Origin of the sequence: Chryseobacterium sp. (genome assembly GCF_041914225.1) — a bacterium.
Lineage (GTDB): Bacteria > Bacteroidota > Bacteroidia > Flavobacteriales > Weeksellaceae > Chryseobacterium.
Genome location: NZ_JAYSDT010000056.1, coordinates 1 through 20,874, shown reverse-complemented (window position 1 = coordinate 20,874; position 20,874 = coordinate 1). Strand labels below are relative to the sequence as shown.

Here is a 20,874-nt window from a genome sequence, read left to right as displayed (position 1 = left end):
ACAATATCAAAAATTGTCTAATTTTAAATCGTACTAAAAAAGGGAAGCCTACAATGTTTTCAAATCTATAAATATTCAGTTCACGTCAATGGGATAAAACTTGTAAGTGATTTGTTTATTTTTTGTACACACGTGCAAATGCGAATTTTCACCATATCAGAGGGTTTGGTGAAATATTTCAAACATTGAAAAGTATAAAGTGAAGTCAGATAGTGTAAAGAAAATCATGAAATATAACAGAATGTGCATAGAAATATATTCTATTGTACAATACAGTAAAATAAGTAAAATCAAGCATTGAAAAAGGGGGCATTTACAGCCTGTTTTGAAAGGAATTTGCATGTTTTTCATCATGTTGTTTGCAAAAATCAGCGATTTCTGACAGAAAAACAGCATAATTATCTGTTGAAATTTTATAAAAAAACGGATTTTTTATATTTTAAATTGGAAATGTGACGCTCTCTGATAAGATATTATTTGAAAAAATAGACAGGCTATCAACTATGACAATGATGTGTATAATCATTCCCCTCCTCCGGAGGGGTGGCGAAAATTCAAAGAATTTTTGACGGAGTGGTCATTAACGAAACAACAATCCACATTTATAACCTAAACAAAAGCCCCGGCTGGTTCAGAGAACCAGCCGGGGCCTGTATTATAATTACTAAATCTTAGTTAGCTAAAATTCTCTTTACAGCTTCTTTTACTGCTGCAGCATCAATATTATACTTCTTCATCAGTTCAGCAGGTGTTGCAGACTCTCCGAAGGTATCGTTCACTGCTACAAACTCCTGTCTTGTAGGTCTTCTTCTTGCCAGCATACCTGCAACAGATTCTCCTAAACCGCCAAGGTAGTTGTGTTCTTCAGCTGTTACAATTTTACCTGTTTTTTCAACAGACTTTAAAATGATCTCCTCATCAAGAGGCTTAATCGTGTGGATGTTGATAACCTCACAGGAAATACCTTCCTTCTCAAGCTCATCAGCTGCTACAAGAGATTCCCATACAAGGTGTCCGGTTGCAACAATAGTTACGTCGGTACCTTCCTGAAGCATAATTCCTTTTCCGATTTCGAAAGGCATATCTTCCGGGATGAATACAGGAACTACCGGTCTTCCGAATCTTAAATATACAGGACCTTCAAAATCTGCAATCGCCAATGTAGCTGCTTTAGTCTGGTTGTAATCACAAGTGTTGATCACTGTCATTCCTGGAAGCATTTTCATCATACCGATATCTTCAAGAACCTGGTGTGTAGCTCCGTCTTCCCCTAAAGTAAGACCTGCGTGAGATGCACAGATTTTTACATTTTTGTCAGAATAAGCGATTGACTGACGGATCTGGTCATATACCCTTGAAGTAGAGAAGTTGGCAAAAGTTCCAGTGAAAGGAATCTTTCCTGTAATGCTGAGACCTGCAGCAATTCCCATCATGTTGGCTTCAGCAATTCCTATCTGAAAGAATCTTTCAGGAGCCTTCTCAATGAATTTCTCCATTTTCAAAGAGCCGATAAGGTCTGCGCAAAGTGCTACTACATTAGGATTTTTGTCAGCGAGTTCTGCTAATCCTGCTCCGAATCCTGAACGAGTGTCCTTTTTTTCTGTATATGTATATTTCATTTTTATTGTATTAATCGAGATGTTAAGATATTAGTAATCAGCCGGAGCTTCCAGGTACAATTGCTTGAATGCTGTGTCTAACTGCTCATCATTAGGAGCTTTACCATGCCATGCATGAGATCCCATCATATAATCTACTCCATAACCCATTTCTGTATGAAGAAGAATAGCTACAGGTTTTCCTTTTCCGGTTTCTGTTTTTGCTTTCTCAAGAATTGCAATTACCGCTTCAAGATCATTACCATTCTTTTCTTCCAGAACAATCCATCCGAATGCTTCAAGTTTTGCATGAAGATTTCCCAGGCTTAATACATCATCTGTATCTCCGTCAATCTGACGTCCGTTATAATCAATAGTAGAAATGATATTATCTACTTTTTTAGCGGAAGCATACATCAGTGCCTCCCAGATCTGACCTTCCTGAAGCTCACCATCTCCGTGAAGAGAGTAAACAAGAGACTGATCACCATCTAATTTTTTACCCTGTGCTACTCCAAGCGCTACAGAAAGTCCCTGTCCAAGTGAACCTGAAGCAATTCTAACTCCCGGAAGTCCTTCATGCGTAGTAGGGTGTCCCTGTAATCTTGAATCTAATTTTCTGAAAGTACTCAGCTCTTCAACCGGGAAGAAACCGAATCTTGCCAAAGTAGAGTAGAATACCGGAGAAATATGTCCGTTTGATAGATAAAAATGATCCTCATTTTTGCCTTCCATAGTGAAAGGAAGTTTATAGTTCATTACCTTTCCGTAAAGGGCTGTGAAGAACTCTGTACAACCTAGGCTGCCACCCGGGTGCCCTGAATTTACAGCGTGAACCATTCTTAAAATGTCTCTTCTGATCTGCGTAGTAAGAGTTTTTAACTCTTCAATACTTTTACTCATTATATCTGATTTATTTGTATGCGAATTTACAATTTTTTACCGGAAATGCCGGTCTCCGGATATAAAAACCCGGATTTGTATGATTTATTTAATACTCCGCTTTTAACAGCCTTCATTGAGGTAAACGGAAATTTCAGTAACAATATTATTAACAAATTTAAAGCTTAATAGGGTTCCTGCCTGGCTGTCTTCAATATTGAAATAACCGGAATCCTTAACAGGCTTGTCGTTTTTATTCCAATCCGGACGTACACTGAAGTTAGGGTAATTTCTATAAGCGTTAATGAGGTCATCTCTTGTGCTTCCGACTCCGATCCCGCTTTTGGTTTTAAATTTTTTACTTGTTGTCGTCATATACGTGATGGAAGGAACACTTGGATTAGCTTCATTGATATAATTATCAAAAAGATCAATCTGAATGGTTTCTCCACCATACTTAACAATATTTTTTTTCTCTCCGTTTGAATTAGTCAGTTTTGTTCCAGCGATTTTCTCAGCTTCAACCTTTGGCATGAAGACCTTAAATGGGCCGATTCTCAATGTCGATACTTCAAAATTTTCCTGAGCATTCATAAAGCTCAATGTTAATAGAAATGTGAAAATTGTAATAATTTTTTTCATGGTTTTTTAATTTCTGTTTTTTTTATTTTAATGAGTTTATTGTCATGTTTATTTTATCCACTTCAAAGATATTGAAATACGTTGAGTAATGATTTATTAAAAAGAAAAAAAATAAACTATTCCTTTGGATTTAATGCTTTATACATCGTGATTTTTATTGTTTTTCTAAATTTATATTCATTTTTTTTGAATTTTATTATGTGACAATTCGATAAATTTAATTAATTTTATAATTCAAGATTATTTGATTTATTTTCATTGACTGAATATTTTTCAGCCTTTGATTTTATGACCGAATGAATAAAATTACATACCATTATATATGAAAATTAAACAATTATTTTATTTGGGGATATTCATTATATCCGTTTCCTTAGGGAAAGCCCAGGATTTTTTTACGGTGATCAGTGAGAGATCTATCAAAGCAGATCCTAAAAACAGAACCGTACAACCGGAAAAGTCACTGACCTATACATTGGATGTGGCCGGAATGAAAAATTATTTTAATACTGTTCCGGAATTGAAAGACAGTGACCGTAAGGATAACGCACCTGTTATTGTACTGCCAATGCCTGATGGTACAAAAGCGAAATTCAGAATCTGGAAATCTTCAGTGATGGCTCCGGAATTAGCCGGTCAGTTTCCTCAGATTGTTACTTTTACAGGGCAGGGAATTGATGATAAGTATGCTACAATTAAACTTGATTTTACAGAATTAGGGTTCCATGCGCAGATAAAATCTGCAGTAGCAGGAGATACTTATATTGATCCTTATGCGAAACAGGATATTAACAATTATATTATTTACAGAAAAAGTGATTTAATTGATAAAAATCCAAGAAGCTGTGGTGTAAAAGATGAAGACGATTCTCCGTTAGGAAAAAAAAACGCTCAGAAAACCGTAAGTCCAAGCGTAGGAACTCAAATTAGAGTTTTCAGATTTGCTGTGGCTTGTACCCATCAGTATGCAATTGCTGCAACCGGAACAGCAACACCTACCGTTGCACAGGCACTTTCGGCAATTGTAACCTCCGTAAACAGAGTAAATGGTGTATATGAGCAGGAAGTAGCTTCAAGATTGGTATTGGTAGCTACCGAAACCAATGTTATCTTTACAAATGCTGCTACAGATCCTTTTACAGGAAATGATAGTGCCGGAACATTAATTAACGAAAGCCAGACTCAGATTGATTTACTGATAGGAAATGCCAATTATGATATCGGCCATACTTTCAGTACCGGAGGTGGCGGTTTGGCAGGATTAGGCGTAATCTGTAACAGTACCAATAAAGGAAGAGGAATCACTGGTTCTCCTAACCCTGTGGGTGATCCTTATGATATTGATTATGTAGCCCATGAAGTAGGGCATCAGTTTGGAGGACCACATACTTTTAATGCAACTACAGGAAGCTGTGGTGGTGGAAACCGTAGCGCAGCCAATGCTGTAGAGCCTGGAAGTGGGATTACCATTATGGCTTATGCAGGAATTTGTGGAAGTACAAATAACTTAGCGGCTAACAGTATTCCTACTTTCCATACAAAATCATTCCAGTCCATCACGACAAAAGTTCAGTCAACAACTTGCCAGGTTACCCTTCCTGTTAACAATTTCGCTCCTACTGTTAATGCCGGCGGTGATTATACAATTCCTAAAAGTACACCGTTCAGACTGGAAGGATCTGCTTCGGATATAGATAACAACCCACTTACTTACAGTTGGGAACAGAATGATGTAGGGCCTGCAGGCGACTGGAATGCTCCAACAGGAAATGCACCTCTGTTCAGATCATACGTTCCTGCAACGGTTCCTTACAGATACTTTCCAAAACTAACAGATGTGATTAATGGAACTGTTTCCAAAGGAGAAGTTAGACCATCTTATGCAAGAACAATGGAATTCAGACTGACTGTAAGAGATAACAACGCAGGTTGCGCAGGGGTTGCAAACGATGATGCTATTATTATTGTAGATGGCAATTCAGGGCCATTTACTGTAACGGCGCCTACAACAGCAGTAAACTGGGCAGGTAATTCTACCCAAACCATAACATGGGATGTAGCCAATACAACTGCATTTCCTGTAAATGCCGCTACTGTAAATATTTACCTCTCTACAGACGGAGGTCTTACTTATCCTACACTGATCTTAGGCTCCACTCCGAACGATGGTTCCGAGACAGTTACCATTCCTAACGTGAATACAACGCAGGCCAGAATTATGGTAGCTGCAGAAACGAATGTTTTCTATAATATTAACCCGACTAACTTTACCATTACCCAGACACTGGGAGTGAATGAAGCATCTGTAAATAAGGATGTATTTGTAGTATATCCTAATCCAAGCAAAGGATTGCTGAATGTTCAGTTTGCCGGTTCAAATGAAGTATATGATATTACGATCTATGATGTAAGCGGAAAACTGGTATTCAGCTAGGCAAATAATAAGCTGAGCCATGATAAAACAGGCACTTTTGACTTGTCTTACCTGGTTAAAGGAGATTACCTGATTAAAGTTAAATCTAAGAATATAGATAAAACAATCAAGTGGATTAAAGAATAATCCATGCGGGGTATGATATAAAAAACGGCTGTTTTCAATTGAAAACAGCCGTTTTATTTTTACTATTAAATTTAAACTACTCTTAAATGTTGTCTGTCTTTTACCAGCCATAGGCCAATAAAAGTTAGTAATCCGTTCAGAACAATCAGCTCTACGCCGATTCTGTAATCTGTATAAGTGGTAACAGCCAGATTGATCAGATAAGTCAGTACAGGAGCTAAGATCGTTACGGTAAGAATAGAGTATTTTCTTGAAATCTGAAATTTGGTGAAAATTCCGAAAGCGAAAAGTCCTAAAAGCGGTCCGTAAGTATATCCTGCAATTTCCATGATCAGGTAAACAATAGACTTGTCATTCATGGCCTTGAAAACCATAATCAGGATAAAGAAAACGACGGTGAAAGTTAAATGTACTTTCATACGAAGGCGTTTCTTTTCTTTTTCAGTTTTGGTTTTATCCTCATTAAGGTTTAATAGATCTACGCAATATGAACTTGTTACAGCCGTTAAAGCTCCGTCAGCTGAAGGGAATAATGCGGAAATCAGTCCGATAATAAAGATAACGGAAATAGCCATGGGAAAATATCCCTGAAGTGACAGTGCCGGGAAAAGATCGTCTCCCATGATGTTTTTGATGTTACCTGCTGTATCTTTAAAGCCGAAAATATTCGTTATTGTTTCACCGTTTATTGTTCCATATTCTGCTCCATGCTGTAGTGCAAAAAGGTATAATAATCCTCCCAGGAATAAGAAGGCAAGGTTTACCAGAAGAAGCGTTCCTGCAAACGTAAGCATGTTTTTCTTGGAGTTCTTAAGATTATCCACAGAGATATTTTTCTGCATCATTTCCTGGTCCAGCCCGGTCATGGCAATCGTAATAAAAATTCCTCCCAGAATTGTTTTCAGGAAAAAGGTTTTGGAATTAGGATCAAAATTAATGAAATGAGTATAGTTTTTCTGCTCCAGAATGGTGTATGCTTCCCCAAAGGATAAGTTCAGGTTAGATAAAATGTAAGTGATACATGCTACTAGACTGATGATCATAAAAGAGGTTTGCAGCGTATCTGTAATCACAATCGTTTTTACGCCTCCTTCAAAAGTATACAGAAGCACCATCAGTAAAAGTACAAGTGAGGTTACCCAAAACGGAACTCCCAATCCTTCAAGCAGGAAAATCTGTAAAACATTTACCACAAGATATAGCCTTGCTGTAGCGCCAATTGCTCTTGAAATGATAAAAAAGATCGAGCCTATTTTATGAGCTTCCACATTGAATCTTTTTCCAAGATAAGTGTAAATGGAAGTCAGATTCATTTTATAATAAAGCGGGAGCAATATGGCCGCAACAATAAAATATCCGATGAAAAACCCGATAACCATCATATAATACTCAAAACCTCCGTAAATATATTCGGAGCCGGTCATTTTTCCGACGGTTCCCGGAACTGAAATAAAAGTAACCCCGCTTAAGCTGGTACCAATCATCCCGAATGCTACGAGCCACCATTTACTCTTTTTGTTACCGATGAAAAACGACTGGTTATCAGAATTCCGGCTGGTGAAATAAGAAATCACCAAAAGACCGATAAAATAGACGAAAACAAATAGCAAAAGGATAGTTCCTGGATTCATGCCTGATTTTTAAATTTTAGCAAATATATAAAAAAGATCAGTCGTGAATCGTGAATTTAGCTCAGACACAATTATTGTACTGTTTTAAAGCCAATAATAACAGTTTGCTTTATCAAATCGATTCAAAATCGATTCACTCTTTGCTCACTTAAAATTTAATATAATTCAAAATAAACTTTGCGTTAAAGAAAATCTGGTTTTGAAAATAAAAATAACGGCATAAAAAAACCTTCCAGATCTATTCCGGAAGGTTTGTATTGTAAGGGTGGAAACAGTGGTTAGTTGACTAAAACATCCTGAAGTTCCTCACTTTTTTGGAAACTTGCCTTAGCGAAAGGGCAGAGAGGGATGATCTTTTTCCCGTTTTTTCTGGCGAAATCTACTGCTGCCAGAAGCATTTCCTTACCTACACCTTTTCCGTTGTAGGCTTCTTCCACCTCGGTGTGGTCTATAATAAATCTTTCTTCTCCCGCCCAGGTATAGGTCATCATTCCTGCGCGTCTTCCATCTATGAAAGCTTCAAAACTTCCGTGTTTTTCGTCGTTGTTTTGTTTTACTTCGATCATACTATGAGAATTTGGTTAATATTTCTATGTCGTTGGTTAAGATTTTGTGAACAGGACATGCATCGGCAATGGTGTGCAGCCTCTTTCTCTGTTCATCATCCAGAATACCTTCAAAACTGATATCTCTTTTGAAGACAGCTCTTTTTGTTAACGGGAAATTTTCAAGTTCTACTTCCACATTGATGTTTTCCACATCCCATTCCTTTCTTTCAATATACATTCTCAATGTAGCAGCTGTACAGCTTGCCAGTGACGTTGCCAGAATTTCAAAAGGATTGAAACCCTTATTCTGTCCGCCTTTATCAACCGGTTCATCAGTAATAATCTGATTTTCGCCAGCTGTTACTTCTGTATAATATTTTGTTTTTCCTAAACTTGCTTTTACTGTTACCGCCATTATTTTTCTGTATTGAATTTATAACTTAATGCACCGGAAGGGCATTGGTCTATCTGTTTTTTAAGTTCTTCAGGAGTTGCATTTTCCGCTTTTATCCAGGGTCTTTCTTTGGGATTGTAGACTTTCGGAAGTAGTTTTACACATACAGCCGAGTGGATACACTTCTGGGGCTGCCAGATGACAGTAATGTCGCCGTTGGGATATTCGTGTGTTTCCATATTAATTTTCTTTTAATGATTTTTCGATTCTTCTGTCCGGAATCAGCCATATGAGAGCCACGATATAATAAAAACCTATGGCAATATAAGGATAAAAAAATGAAGTAGCGATTCCCAGAACATAAAATACAATGGAGATATATTCTTTATATTTCGAATGGATTGCCTCTTTCAGCTTTGAGTCTTCCCCTTCACAGCGGATGATCACATGCTCCAGAATCGTATAAGCAATCGCGGCCATGATGAGCCCGATACCATATACAGCAACAGGATTTTTTGAAAAACCGGTGGTCCCGATCCATTCTGTAGCAGCAGGCATCAGAGAAAGCCAGAATAGCACATGAAGATTGGCCCAAAGAATACTGCAATTTACTTTTTTTACGGTCTGGAACAAATGATGATGGTTGTTCCAGTAAATTCCTACATAAATAAAACTGAAAATGTAGGCCAAAAACTTAGGGAGAAGAGGTTTAAGACTGGCCCAGTCATTTCCTTCCGGTACTTTCAGTTCAAGTACCATAATGGTGATAATGATAGCCAGAACACCATCGCTGAAAGCCTCTAATCTTCCTTTAGTCATTTGTTTTTACCTGATTTTTAAAATTCTGGATTTTACCTTTCAGATCATTCAGCATTTCCGGATTAATGACTCCGGTTTCAAGATCAAAGTTTTCATAGAATTTCGGTAATGAAAATGTATCCTTGATATCTGCTGCGAACTGCGGGAAAAATGTTTTTGCTGTATTCATCACATTTCCGCCGCCATAACCTCCTGGAGAAGTACTCATCAGAAGCATCGGCTTGTTCTGAAATACTTTTACATTGATCCTTGAAGCCCAGTCAAAAACATTTTTAAAAGCAGCACTGTAGGAACGGTTGTGTTCTGCAAGAGAGCAGATGATGACATCACATTCCTCAATAGCTTTTAAAAACTGATGAGCCTGATCAGGAAAACCCTTCTTTTCAAGATCTACAGAAAAAACAGGCATGGTGAAATCGTTGAGGTCAATCAGATTGATTTCTTAATCCTGAAAATCTTTCAGAACAAATTTAACCAGTTCCCTGTTGATAGACGTGGAAGATGTACTTCCTGCAAATGCTAATATTTTCATGATTAATCAATCGGACTGAAGTTATTTTCTGTTTAAAATAGCCTTAGGAAGCGGAACATATTCGTTTTCGTCACCTGGCACCAGAGGAAATGCCTCGTGGTTCTGGTCATTCCAGTTTACTTTTGCCTGCTCAATTACTTCTTTGTCAGAGTTGACGAAATTCCAGAATATAAAACGCTCTTCATCAAAGGGCTCACCACCGAAAAGATAAACGGTTCCGTTTTCACTCATGTCAAATTCACAAAGCTTGGTATCTTTAGCGATCATCAGCTGTTTTGAACCATAAGAGTTTCCGTCTGTAGTTACAGTTCCATCCAGAACATACATTGCCGCTTCTCCGTAAAGATCCTTTCCGATGCTGATTTTCTTAGCTTCCTTGGTTTTGATTTCAATGAAAAATAACTTGCTGTGTACAGGAACCGGAGAGGTTCTTCCGAATGCTTCACCGGCAATTAATTTATACTGGATGCCGTCTTCCTCCCAAACCGGAATATCATCCGCTTCGATATGATGGAACGTAGGCTCTGATTGCTCAAGGTGCTTTGGAAGTCCTACCCAGATCTGAAATCCGTGAAGTCTTTTATCACTGTGCCTTAAATATTCAGGAGTTCTTTCAGAATGTACCACCCCTTTTCCGGCAGTCATCCAGTTTACAGCACCCGGTTTTATTTCAATAGCACTTCCGATGCTGTCTCTGTGAAAAATAGAGCCTTCCAGCAGGTACGTTAATGTAGATAAACCGATATGCGGATGTGGCGGAACGTCAAGATTCTGATAATCTTTTAATTCTGATGGTCCCATATGATCAATAAAAACAAATGGTCCTACAGCTCTTTTTTCACGGAAAGGAAGAAGTCTTCCTACCAGGAAATTACCGATATCCGCTGCTTTTTCTTCAATGATAAGTCCAATATTTGACATAATGATGTGATACTTTTTAAATGTTATTTAATTGAATTGATGAAAGTGTTCAGAGTTTGTCATATCCTTCAAATCTCTCATCCACGATACGCTTCCACTCAGGATGCTTCCTTATAAAGGCGAAAACATATGGACAGAACGGAAGAAGTTTTTTCCCGCTCTCTTCAATATAATGCAGTGTTTTTTCCACTACGGCTGCGGCTGCACCCGTTCCTGCCAGTTCAGCATCTGCCTCGGTATGAATTAAAGAAATCTGGTGCATGGTCTCACGATAATCGATAAATGCGTGATGCCCGTTGACTTCTATTTCAAATCTTTTTTCTGCCTTTACAAGAGGTATATTTTCAAATTCAGGTTTCATAATTTTTGCATTAAGGGTGTCTGTTTTCCAAATAGAATAAACAGAGCGTATTCATTATAACAGCTAAACCTTACAGGTTTCTGAAACCTGTAAGGTTTGCCATCATATAAAGTTAATAAAAAAGGAATAATTAAAGATTACAATAAATTTAATTCTTTTAATCTTCCAGATATCCGAATTTTCCGGTATTGAAATCTTCGAAAGCCTGCATGATTTCCTCCCTCGAATTCATAACAAAAGGACCATGAGGATAAATCGGTTCATTAATAGGTTCACCACTGATAATCAAAACAACAGCGTCTTCTTTTGCTTCAATGCTGAATGTTTCACCTTCATTCTTAAAAAGAACGAAATGATCCTGTTTAACTGTTTCCTCGCCATTAATAATAACACTTCCTTCAATAATCAAAGCAGCGGTATTGAAATGAGCAGGAAAATTAAAATCAGCTTTTCCTCCTGATTTAAGTTTGGCATTCATCATGTGAACCGGTGTGAATGTACTGGCAGGTCCTTTGTGACCGTCATATTCTCCGGCAATCACCTCTATAAAACCATTGTCACCAAGATCAACTCTTTCCATCTTAGAGTTTTCAATAGCCTGATATTTTGGACAGCTCATTTTGTCTTTCGCCGGAAGATTTACCCAAAGCTGAACCATCTGAAAAATTCCTCCTTCTTTTGCCCATTCCGTTTCATGATATTCTTTATGAAGAACTCCTTTGGCGGCAGTCATCCACTGAACATCACCTTCTCCGATAACACCGCCGCCGCCGGCGCTGTCATGGTGTTCTACTTTTCCGCTATATGCTATTGTTACAGTTTCAAAACCCCTGTGCGGATGTACACCAACTCCTCTTGGTCTGTCTGATCCGTTGAAGTGAAATTTTGAATTGTAATCCAGCATAATGAACGGATCCATTCTTTTCATATCCAATCCAGGCACTCCCGGAATGAAATTATGAACCCTGAATCCATCGCCTACAAAATGCGCAGGTCTTGGAGATACTACGATTTCTATTTTTTTAGTTGCCATCACATTGTTGATTTATGTAAACAAAATTACCATAGTTACCTGTGAAAAGCATTGATCTGTGTTAAGTTCGTGAGAGGGGGAAGGTGAAGAGGTAAAAGGGCAAAACCGTAAATGAGCAAAACTGCTCTGCAGTATATTTCACTATTTCACCTTTTCACCTTTTCGCCCTTTTGCGATTTTGCTTTTTCGCCTTTATTATTTCCCTTATCATTATTCCTCCTTCGACTTCATATTCTTTCCATCCGAAATATGCAGTCTCCTGAACACGAATCCTGATAGAATCGTTAATATACCTACAGTGAGAAAAGTTAACCGGAATGCATTATGAATTTCTCCTTTGATGAGATCTGTATTTTCGTACAGCTTTAAAACAATCAGTCCGAAGGCTATTCCAAAGCCTATCGCCAGCTGTTGATTGACAGAAAGTAAAGAGTTTCCGCTGCTGGTCTGAAAGTTCCGGAGATCGGCAATAGAAATAGTGTTCATGGAAGTGAACTGGATAGAGTTGAAAAAGCCTAATATCGCAATAATCGGAACAAACCAATACAGAGAAGTATGGATATCAGGAATGGCAAGCAGGCATATCAGGGTTCCTATAATAAACGTATTGATCATTAAAGTCTGACGGTAACCATATCTATCTAAGATTTTAATTACATATGATTTCCCGAAGATCGCGGTTAAAGCCATAGGGGCAATGATCCAGCCTGAGGTTACTGCAGCCTGTTTATAGGCAATCTGGATCATCAATGGCAGCAATAAAGGGACGGAGCTGATTCCTAATCTGGTGGCAAGGTTTCCTACGATACCTACCCGGAAAGTTCTTACCTGAAACAGATTTAAAGGGAAAATAGGATTTCCTCCTCTTTTGGCATGTTTGTAATAATAATACAGGAAAAGGAATCCCATAATAAATACAAGCAAAACAGGAGTAATATTCTGTATGTCTCCAAAAAGCTCCAATGAAACAGAAAGCAGGAGAGAGGCTGCTGCAAAAATCAGGAAGCCTTTTAAATCAAAATCTACATCATCAGATTTATAATCAGGCATGAATTTTAATCCTAAAAGAATTCCCAGAAGGCCAATCGGGATATTGATAAGAAATATCCAGTGCCATGAAAGATAATCTACCATATAACCTCCTACCAAAGGACCGAGTACAGGCCCGATAAGTGCAGGAATAATGGCGAAGTTCATTGCTTTAAGCAATTCGTTTTTATCAAATGTTTTAATGAGTGCTAGTTTCCCTACAGGAGTCATCAAGCTTCCTCCAACTCCCTGGATAACTCTTGAAATTACCAAATGGGTAAGATTCTGGGACATGGAACAGAACAAAGAACCCAGACTGAATAATATCAAAGAAAATATAAACACTTTTTTTGTTCCAAACCTGTCTGCAAGAAATCCGCTGGCCGGCATGAAAACTGCTAGGGTCAGAACATAACTGATAATGGCATTCTGCATATTGAGTGGTGACTCATTCAGATCTTTTGCAATGGCGGGCAGGGAAGTATTCAGGATCGTGGAATCCAGCATTTGCATAAAAATAGCAGTGGCCAGAATTAAGGGAAGTATTTTTTTTACGGATGTCTGTGGTGTATTTGCTTCTGTCATTTTGTACCGGCTGGGTCATAAAAACACCCAGACTTATTTGATTTGAAGAACCGCTTGCTTTAAGCAGTCTGATCCTTAGATAAAGAAATCCATATAAAATTAAAAAAGTCCTGTGAAATTTCACAGGACTTTTTGATTTATTTTCTAGGTTTTTCTACTCCTTTCCATTCATCACCGGCTTTTCTGTACTGGCTTAAAGTGAAAGTTTTGAAATCCTTTGTTTTGTATTCGATGTTATCTGTATTCTGCTCAAACGGCATGATGTAATAGTATTCAATGTCCGTCTTATCAGATTTGTTCCCTTTTTTTACAGTAGGAACATACTTTGAAAATTTATAATTGGGAAGATATTGTCTTAATCTGGTATAAAAAGCTTTGTCCTCTTTTTCATTAGGAATGATGTCTACAATATTCAGATCGTCCTTTTTCTTGTCAATCCAAAGATAATATGTTTTTTCCTCTCCGATGTTTCTGTTGTAAGAATTGAAAGCAAATAATTCTTTAGGTACGAGTTCCTTGATTTTTTCCGGATCAACCTTAGTGTAATACTGGCCTTTTGAAGGATCTACATACGTTTCAAGGTTGTACATTAAAACAGAATTGTTTTCAATTTTTTTATTTTTAAAATACTGATTTAAAGATAATTCTGCTGTTGCTCTAAGCTCTTTTCCTCTGTCATCAAGTTTTTTTGTCGGATTCTGAGGATTAACATATTTTACAAATTCGTATAAAACAACAGGTTTTATATCTTTAAGGTGAGGATACGTTTTCAGCTGTTCTGCCTTTACAAGCCAATAATATTGTTGATAGTAGTCATCTTTATCCTGGTCTTTCACACTCTTGTAAGCCAAAGCAAGCTTCTTTGAATTCAGATATTTGCCATATTTTCCTTGTCCAAAAGCGAAACTTATGGCTAATAAGGCAAATAAAACAGTAAGGTTTCTTCTCATTTTTTTATAATTGATATTTTCGTTTTCCAAATATAATTATTTATTAGATATTATTTTGGATTGTGAGTTAAATTATGCCATATTGTTATTGTTAATTCAAGAAAAAATCCTGTATTGCTACAGGATTGATAAATTATAACAGAGAGAGTTATATGTTTGAATGAAAAAAATATATATTTTAATTAGTGAATTAATATTATTGGCAAGGTTAAATAAACGCTATGGTCGCAAGGTTTATATTTTAATCCCATATATTTCGTTCGCAAGGGCACTTCGTTCAGCGAGGATATCAGTTTGTCTGTTGCTAAGTGAAACGCCTTTGCGATCGTTCTTAAACACTAATGGAAATATCTTGGCGCACTTACTGCGTTAAAATATCCCGAAACAAATAACATAATCTAATACGACGTTTCATGTACTTTCACCGCTCTTCCGCTTGGATCATTCATTTTTTTGAAGGCTTCGTCCCATTCCAAAGCAATAGGAGTGGAGCAGGCTACTGAAGGAACAGATGGTACTGTAGCGGCAGCGGTTTCACTTGGGAAATGTTCTTCAAAAATAGTTCTGTATCTGTACTCTTCTTTGTTCTGAGGAGTATTCAATGGAAATCTGAATCTTGCATTAGCCATCATTTCATCCGTTACTTCTTTTTCAGCGACCTCTTTTAAAGTATCGATCCATGAATATCCTACACCATCAGAGAACTGTTCTTTCTGTCTCCAGACAATAGAATCAGGAAGAATATCTTCGAAAGCTTTTCTCAACACCCACTTTTCAATTTTTCCTTCTGCGGCGCTGATCATTTTATCTTTTGGATTAAGCGTCATGGCAATATCCATGAATTCTTTATCAAGGAAAGGAACTCTTCCTTCAATTCCCCAGCTCATTAGTGCTTTGTTGGCTCTCAGACAATCATACAGGTAAAGTTTTCCCAGTTTTCTCACTGTTTCATCATGAAACTCCCTTGCATCAGGAGCCTTGTGGAAATATAAATAGCCACCGAAAAGTTCATCGGAACCTTCTCCTGAAAGAACCATTTTAATTCCCATAGACTTGATCACTCTTGCCAGAAGATACATCGGGGTGGAAGCTCTGATGGTTGTTACATCATACGTTTCAAGGTGGTAAATGACGTCACGTACAGCATCTAATCCTTCCTGTACGGTAAAGTTAACTTCATGGTGAACAGATCCGATGTGTTCTGCTGCTTTCTGAGCCGCTGCCAGATCGGGCGAACCTACAAGTCCTACCGCAAAACTGTGAAGTCTTGGGTACCAGGCTTCCTGGGTATCACCGCTTTCAATTCTCTGGCGTGCAAACTTTGCTGTGATGGCTGAAATGACAGATGAATCCAAACCTCCGGAAAGAAGTACTCCGTAAGGAACATCACTCATCAGTTGTCTGTGTACGGCATCTTCAAGGCCTTTTCTTAATTTTGCAATATCCGTTTCGTTTTCTTTTACGTGGTCAAAACTTTCCCAGTCTCTTTTATACCACTGCTGAAGTTCAGCGCCATCTTTGCTGTACAGGAAATGTCCCGGTAAGAAGGTTTCGATTTTTTTACAAACTCCTTCAAGAGCTTTCAGTTCAGAAGCTACATAATAGTTCCCGTTTTTGTCCCAGCCCTGATAAAGCGGACAGATTCCCATATGGTCACGGGCAATCAGGTAAACATCGTTTTCAGTATCATATAAGGCGAAAGCGAAAATTCCGTTCAGTTTTTCAACGAAATTTTTTCCGTATTTTCTATAAAGAGCCAGGATTACCTCACAGTCAGACTGAGTCTGAAATTCATAATCAGGAAACTCTTCTTTTAATTCTCTATGGTTGTAGATTTCACCGTTTACAGCTAATACTACTTTTCCGTCTTTGGTAAATAAAGGTTGTTTTCCGGATGTAGGATCTACAATGGCAAGCCTTTCATGAGAGAAAACTACTTTTTCGTCCTGAAAAACTCCACTCCAATCCGGTCCTCTGTGACGGATTTTTTTTGACATTTCCAAAACCTGGGGTCTTAATACATCAGTTTTCTGTTTGGCGTCAAATAAACATACAATTCCACACATAATTTTTATAATTTATGAGACAAAAGTAGAAGTGATGTTTATAAATAACAATAAAAAAAAGTTTAAATGTGAAAATTTTTAACCAATTAATATTTTAAAGTTAAAAATTTTAATTATTTATTGAAATTGGCGTGTTTTTGATTAATTTTTTTCGCTGAGGCAAATTATTGTCATCCTTATACGAAATAAAAATGACATATTTATTAATCTATGGTAATTAATTATATGAATTTTACCCCTTACTTTGTGGCTCGAAATAATTTTTTTTCATCATTTGTGTTTTTACCTTCTTGAAATTCTCATGCAAGAAGGTTTTGTTTTTATTGGATCCCAAGTAATGTCCCCGAAACATTCCATGAGCTGAAGCTTGTTCCTTCGGTTGGTCCCTGTGGAATTTTTACCTGTATTGTATGCTTACCTGCTTTCAGATCTCCAAGATGGATGAATTCAGGATTGGTAACTGTTCCCGGACACCAGTTTGATCTGCTGAGGTCTGATGAAGAAAGTCCGTCCTGGAAATTTCCTGAAGCCGGATTGTATAGACGGTACGAACCGCAATCTGTTCTCCAGGGAATGAATGAAAATACCGGATTTCCATCCACAAAGATAGAATTGGTTTTTGGGACGAATTCGTCTCCGTTTTCCCAGCCTCCGTGACCGGTGGTGGTATATCTCAGCTGTGCATTTGTCAGGTCTTTATCTAAAGTGAAATTGACAAGAAGCCCTTTATCCTGACTGAACATTGTAGAATAATCCTGCCCGGCCATTTCCATAATATTTAAAGTATTGAATAACGGAATGGCCACATTGTTCTTATAAACTGTCTGATCGCTTTTATGGATCGTAATGTCAAGACTCACTTTATGTCCGCCCTTATCATAATTGCCAATAAATGTACCGATCCATAGTTCTTTTCCTGACAAAGCAGGTTTCAATTCTGTAATATCCTGCCGGTACGGACTTATAGTCTGCCAGTCTTTTCCCTTAAGCTGAATATGATTGAACTTCTGAATTCCAAATGCAGTAAAGAAACGCATCATTTCCATGGCGGGGCTGTAGTTGCTGGTAGCTGTTACTCCGTAATATTGTTTTCCGTTTCCGTTTTCGTAGGCAGGAAGTGTTTTTACTCCTTTTTCCAGTCCGTCAAAAAACGATTTTTCTTTGTCCTGCGGAATAAAAAATACAGTTCCTGTTCTGTCATAGGCGTCTCCGTTAGACTGCTGTTTCAACTCTATAAAAATATTTTCACCTTCTGTAATAGCAGGGAATTTTACTTTTTTAAGAATGATAGTTCCATTGGCATATCTTTTTATCTGGCTGTCAGATTTTGAGGCATCAGAGAAATTGATGGTTTCATTTTCAAAAACATTCAGTGTGGTAAATCTGCTTTTCCAAAGCTCATCTTTATAGCCTAACTGATCTGTTGTCTGAATATTTCCTTTCAGAATATTTTCAATTCCGGTACTTTTGATTTTTTTGATTGATCCGGCTGTAACCAAAGAATTTTTATTTCTCTCCACTTCCAGGACCAATCCCAGATTTTGTCCCAAAACAGAAGGCCCGCCTTTTAGTTTCAGATCATTGGTGTACCATACTTCAATGGTATTGGAATTGACTTTTGTGACTGCTTTCTTACAGTTGTATCCCAGGATTTTTTTCGTTTCACTGGTCAGTTCGAAATCCTGTTTTCCTACAGATTCAGCATCTGACGTCGAGATGATTGAACCGGGTTTTAAAAAAGCATAAGAGACAATAGTATTGGATGGCTTTTCTACCTTAGTGATCTCATAAGGATAGCTGCTTTTTTGTTCCTTGATCGTATTGTTGATAATAAAATTTTCCTTTTCATTAACCCATACAATGGTAGAAGGCTGGTCAGTTAATGTTTTTCCGTTATAAGAGCTGGTATACTGAATTTCATAGGCCTGTGCAGAAAACAGACAGTATAAAAAAACAGCCAGAATATTGAAAATAATTCTTGTATGCATAAATAAATGAGTTTCCTGAAAAGTTATTCTAAACTTTCTACAGCATCAAAAAACGGATTTAATCTATACAGTTAGTAGGTAACGTTTACTAAATGTTACAAAAATTGTTACATTTTTTCAGAAAGATTTTGAAAATAAAAAAAACTACCCTGTAAAATAGAGTAGTTTTTATATATTGTTTATTGGGTTTAGACTAAGAAACTCTCTCAATCAAAGCCATATAGAATCCGTCATACCCTTCGCTAGGCATTACTTTTTCATCTTTAATCATTTTGAATCCAGGGTTGTTTTTGATGAATTCTTCTACCTGCAGATTATTTTCAGAAGGAAGGATAGAACACGTTGCGTAGACCATTTTTCCTCCTTTTTTAAGCATCTTGGAATAATCCTGAAGGATTTGTTGTTGCTCCTTTTTAATTCTGTCAATAAAATCCTGATCAATCTTCCACTTACTGTCCGGATTTCTTTTTAAAACTCCAAGGCCTGAACATGGAGCATCAATCAGAAGTCTGTCTGCTTTTTCATGAAGACGCTTGATCACTTTGTTGTCCGAGATCATACGGGTTTCGATATTATGGGCTCCGGCTCTCTTTGCGCGGCGCTTCAACTCCGCGAGTTTCCAGTCGAAAATATCTAAGGCTATGATCTGTCCTTTGTTTTTCATTAATGCTGCCAGGTGAAGTGTTTTTCCCCCTGCACCGGCACAAGCATCCACCACTCTTTGCCCCTCTTTTACATCAAGGAAATACCCGATCTTCTGGGAAGAAGCATCCTGAACTTCAAATAATCCTTCTTTGAAAGCTGTGGTAAGGAAAACATTCTTCTTTTCCTCCAGCTGAACAGCATCAGGATAACCGTTAACAGGAAAAGATACAACACCTTCATCCGAAAGATCAGAAATAAGTTCTTTAGTTGTTGTTCTTAAAGAATTAGCTCTTAAAACAGTAGGGGCCTGCTCATTTAAGGCAGTCATTTCTTTTTCCCAGTTGGCACCCAGTTCTTTTTCAAGTGTTTCAGCAAGCCAGTCGGGAATAGAATGTTCTATTGCTTTTGTAGGAACGGTGTTCTTTTTAAGTTTGGTAAGAATATCGGCGATTTTGATTCCGTCAAATTCTTCAAATTTTTTATAATTGGTTTTGCTCCAAAGCAAATACGCAATGATCAGTTTGTAGATATTGTTGGGTTTTACGCCTTCACCCATATAGTATTCAAGGCGTTTTTTCCAACGGATAATATTGTAGAAAATTTCAGAAACAACGGCTCTGTCCTGGCTTCCCCATTTTTTGTTTGCTTTCAAAAGTCTTTCAATAACTTTATCGGCATATTTGTTTTTCTCAAAAAATGTCTCCTGTAAGGCATCGTGAATTCCGATTGCCAAGTTTCTGTGAATAAGTTCCATAAATTTGCTTCGCTGTTTGAATCTGCAAAAATACGACTTTTAATTGAGAGTTTGGAATTTGGGGTGGGAGAGTTGATGAGGATGGTGAATTGTGAATGGTCAATGGTCAATCCGCTTTGCTGGTGAATTTTTATACAGCAAATAAATTTTTATGCTGAATTTGTAACTATTTTACGAAGATTTATATTTTTTTATTTGCTTACAATAGCCTTTTATTCTAAGATGAATAAACCTATATTTTTGCTTAATGAAAAATATTTGTTAACAAAATATACACTGTTCATTATTATACTTTATTTTCTTTGCGACAGGTTTATTTAATTTGTATTAATTCACTTAGTGGTGTAAAATTAATATATGCTTATTGTCTACTATACTGAGCTTTACCTCTTGACTTCAACCTTTAAAAAGCCCTACCTTTGCAAAAAATTAAAATATGAGTGATACAGTACTTTGTCCGAAATGCAGCTCTGAGTTTACCTACCCAAGCGATAACATGATGGTATGTTCTCAGTGTTTTTACGAATGGAATCCTGAAGAAGCTGCTTCTGAAGCTGCAAATGAAGGAAAAATATTGGACTCTAACGGAAATGAGCTTCAGGATGGTGATTCTGTAGTAGTCGTAAAAGACCTTCCCGTAAAAGGAGCACCAAAGCCGGTAAAAGCAGGAACTAAAGTGAAAAATATCCGTTTAAGACCGGGAAGCGATCATAATATCGACTGTAAAATTGATGGTTTCGGGGCGATGGCTCTTAAGTCAGAATTTGTAAAGAAAGCGTAAGATAATTCTTCTTTTATACCCTAAAAATAAGAAAAGGAAAAAATTGGACAGTGTAATCTTTCAAGAGACTTAATTGCAATAATGCTAATGTCCGTCCGGAAGGCAGAAAGAGAATTAACCAAAAATTTCCTTATGCTGTGGAAATACAAATGTAA

At 37.3% G+C, this 20,874-nt stretch carries 18 protein-coding genes and 1 pseudogene; 2 read left to right on the top strand and 17 right to left on the bottom strand.

Translation table 11 applies throughout. The features are described 5' to 3' along the window. Nucleotides 1-671 precede the first annotated feature (671 nt). The 3 genes from ACE3RB_RS17690 to ACE3RB_RS17680 all read right to left on the bottom strand — a co-directional run bounded on the left by ACE3RB_RS17690 (nucleotide 672) and on the right by ACE3RB_RS17680 (nucleotide 3,122). Nucleotides 672-1,619, bottom strand: a complete 948-nt coding sequence (locus ACE3RB_RS17690) for a transketolase family protein (RefSeq protein ID WP_374465427.1) — start codon at nucleotides 1,617-1,619, stop codon at nucleotides 672-674. A gap of 30 nt (nucleotides 1,620-1,649) precedes the next feature. Beyond that, complete coding sequence (locus ACE3RB_RS17685) at nucleotides 1,650-2,534, bottom strand: transketolase (protein ID WP_374465428.1); 885 nt, start codon at nucleotides 2,532-2,534, stop codon at nucleotides 1,650-1,652. 69 nt (nucleotides 2,535-2,603) lie between these two features. Beyond that, nucleotides 2,604-3,122, bottom strand: coding sequence for a hypothetical protein (locus ACE3RB_RS17680; RefSeq protein WP_374465426.1), 519 nt, complete (start codon nucleotides 3,120-3,122; stop codon nucleotides 2,604-2,606). Between the two features lie 322 nt (nucleotides 3,123-3,444). On the opposite strand from ACE3RB_RS17680, the gene ACE3RB_RS17675 reads away from it, so the two are divergent. After that, the gene (locus tag ACE3RB_RS17675) at nucleotides 3,445-5,556 is read left to right on the top strand and encodes a reprolysin-like metallopeptidase (protein ID WP_374465425.1); all 2,112 of its coding nucleotides are present in this window, start codon (nucleotides 3,445-3,447) and stop codon (nucleotides 5,554-5,556) included. A 197-nt stretch (nucleotides 5,557-5,753) separates the two neighbouring features. Here the strand turns inward: ACE3RB_RS17675 and ACE3RB_RS17670 are convergent, their stop codons facing one another. From ACE3RB_RS17670 to ACE3RB_RS17605, 14 genes and pseudogenes are all read right to left on the bottom strand, one after another. After that, on the bottom strand, nucleotides 5,754-7,313 hold the full coding sequence (locus tag ACE3RB_RS17670; protein WP_374465424.1) for a sodium:solute symporter: 1,560 nt from the start codon (nucleotides 7,311-7,313) through the stop codon (nucleotides 5,754-5,756). A gap of 278 nt (nucleotides 7,314-7,591) precedes the next feature. Next, entirely contained in the window at nucleotides 7,592-7,879 is a 288-nt protein-coding gene (locus ACE3RB_RS17665) for a GNAT family N-acetyltransferase (protein WP_002984420.1), read from the bottom strand. A gap of 1 nt (nucleotide 7,880) precedes the next feature. Next, the gene (locus ACE3RB_RS17660; protein WP_374465423.1) at nucleotides 7,881-8,276 is read right to left on the bottom strand and encodes an OsmC family protein; all 396 of its coding nucleotides are present in this window, start codon (nucleotides 8,274-8,276) and stop codon (nucleotides 7,881-7,883) included. Continuing rightward, entirely contained in the window at nucleotides 8,276-8,494 is a 219-nt protein-coding gene (locus ACE3RB_RS17655; RefSeq protein ID WP_278352754.1) for a (4Fe-4S)-binding protein, read from the bottom strand. Before ACE3RB_RS17655 ends, ACE3RB_RS17660 begins: the two co-directional genes overlap by 1 nt. A gap of 1 nt (nucleotide 8,495) precedes the next feature. Then, entirely contained in the window at nucleotides 8,496-9,074 is a 579-nt protein-coding gene (locus tag ACE3RB_RS17650) for a TMEM175 family protein (RefSeq protein ID WP_374465422.1), read from the bottom strand. Next, nucleotides 9,067-9,606 (bottom strand): annotated as a pseudogene (locus ACE3RB_RS17645) (NADPH-dependent FMN reductase). Before ACE3RB_RS17645 ends, ACE3RB_RS17650 begins: the two are co-directional and overlap by 8 nt. Before the next feature lie 21 nt (nucleotides 9,607-9,627). After that, nucleotides 9,628-10,527 carry a pirin family protein gene (locus ACE3RB_RS17640; protein ID WP_374465421.1) on the bottom strand — a complete coding sequence of 300 codons (900 nt, stop codon included), beginning with the start codon at nucleotides 10,525-10,527 and terminating at the stop codon, nucleotides 9,628-9,630. Nucleotides 10,528-10,576: 49 nt separating this feature from the next. Beyond that, complete coding sequence (locus ACE3RB_RS17635; RefSeq protein WP_374465420.1) at nucleotides 10,577-10,888, bottom strand: GNAT family N-acetyltransferase; 312 nt, start codon at nucleotides 10,886-10,888, stop codon at nucleotides 10,577-10,579. 157 nt (nucleotides 10,889-11,045) lie between these two features. Then, entirely contained in the window at nucleotides 11,046-11,921 is an 876-nt protein-coding gene (locus ACE3RB_RS17630) for a pirin family protein (protein ID WP_374465419.1), read from the bottom strand. 210 nt (nucleotides 11,922-12,131) lie between these two features. Beyond that, complete coding sequence (locus tag ACE3RB_RS17625) at nucleotides 12,132-13,535, bottom strand: MFS transporter (RefSeq protein WP_374465418.1); 1,404 nt, start codon at nucleotides 13,533-13,535, stop codon at nucleotides 12,132-12,134. A gap of 137 nt (nucleotides 13,536-13,672) precedes the next feature. Further along, a complete protein-coding gene (locus tag ACE3RB_RS17620) occupies nucleotides 13,673-14,515 on the bottom strand; it encodes a hypothetical protein (protein ID WP_374465417.1) in 843 nt (280 codons plus the stop codon). 368 nt (nucleotides 14,516-14,883) lie between these two features. Then, entirely contained in the window at nucleotides 14,884-16,551 is a 1,668-nt protein-coding gene (gene asnB / locus ACE3RB_RS17615) for an asparagine synthase B (protein ID WP_374465416.1), read from the bottom strand. 320 nt (nucleotides 16,552-16,871) lie between these two features. After that, nucleotides 16,872-18,539, bottom strand: a complete 1,668-nt coding sequence (locus tag ACE3RB_RS17610; protein ID WP_374465415.1) for a GLPGLI family protein — start codon at nucleotides 18,537-18,539, stop codon at nucleotides 16,872-16,874. Between the two features lie 193 nt (nucleotides 18,540-18,732). Next, nucleotides 18,733-19,938, bottom strand: a complete 1,206-nt coding sequence (locus ACE3RB_RS17605; protein WP_332386151.1) for a methyltransferase domain-containing protein — start codon at nucleotides 19,936-19,938, stop codon at nucleotides 18,733-18,735. A gap of 436 nt (nucleotides 19,939-20,374) precedes the next feature. Here ACE3RB_RS17605 and ACE3RB_RS17600 point away from each other — a divergent pair, with 436 nt between their 5' ends. Then, the gene (locus tag ACE3RB_RS17600) at nucleotides 20,375-20,719 is read left to right on the top strand and encodes a zinc ribbon domain-containing protein YjdM (RefSeq protein WP_027373877.1); all 345 of its coding nucleotides are present in this window, start codon (nucleotides 20,375-20,377) and stop codon (nucleotides 20,717-20,719) included. Nucleotides 20,720-20,874 lie beyond the last annotated feature (155 nt).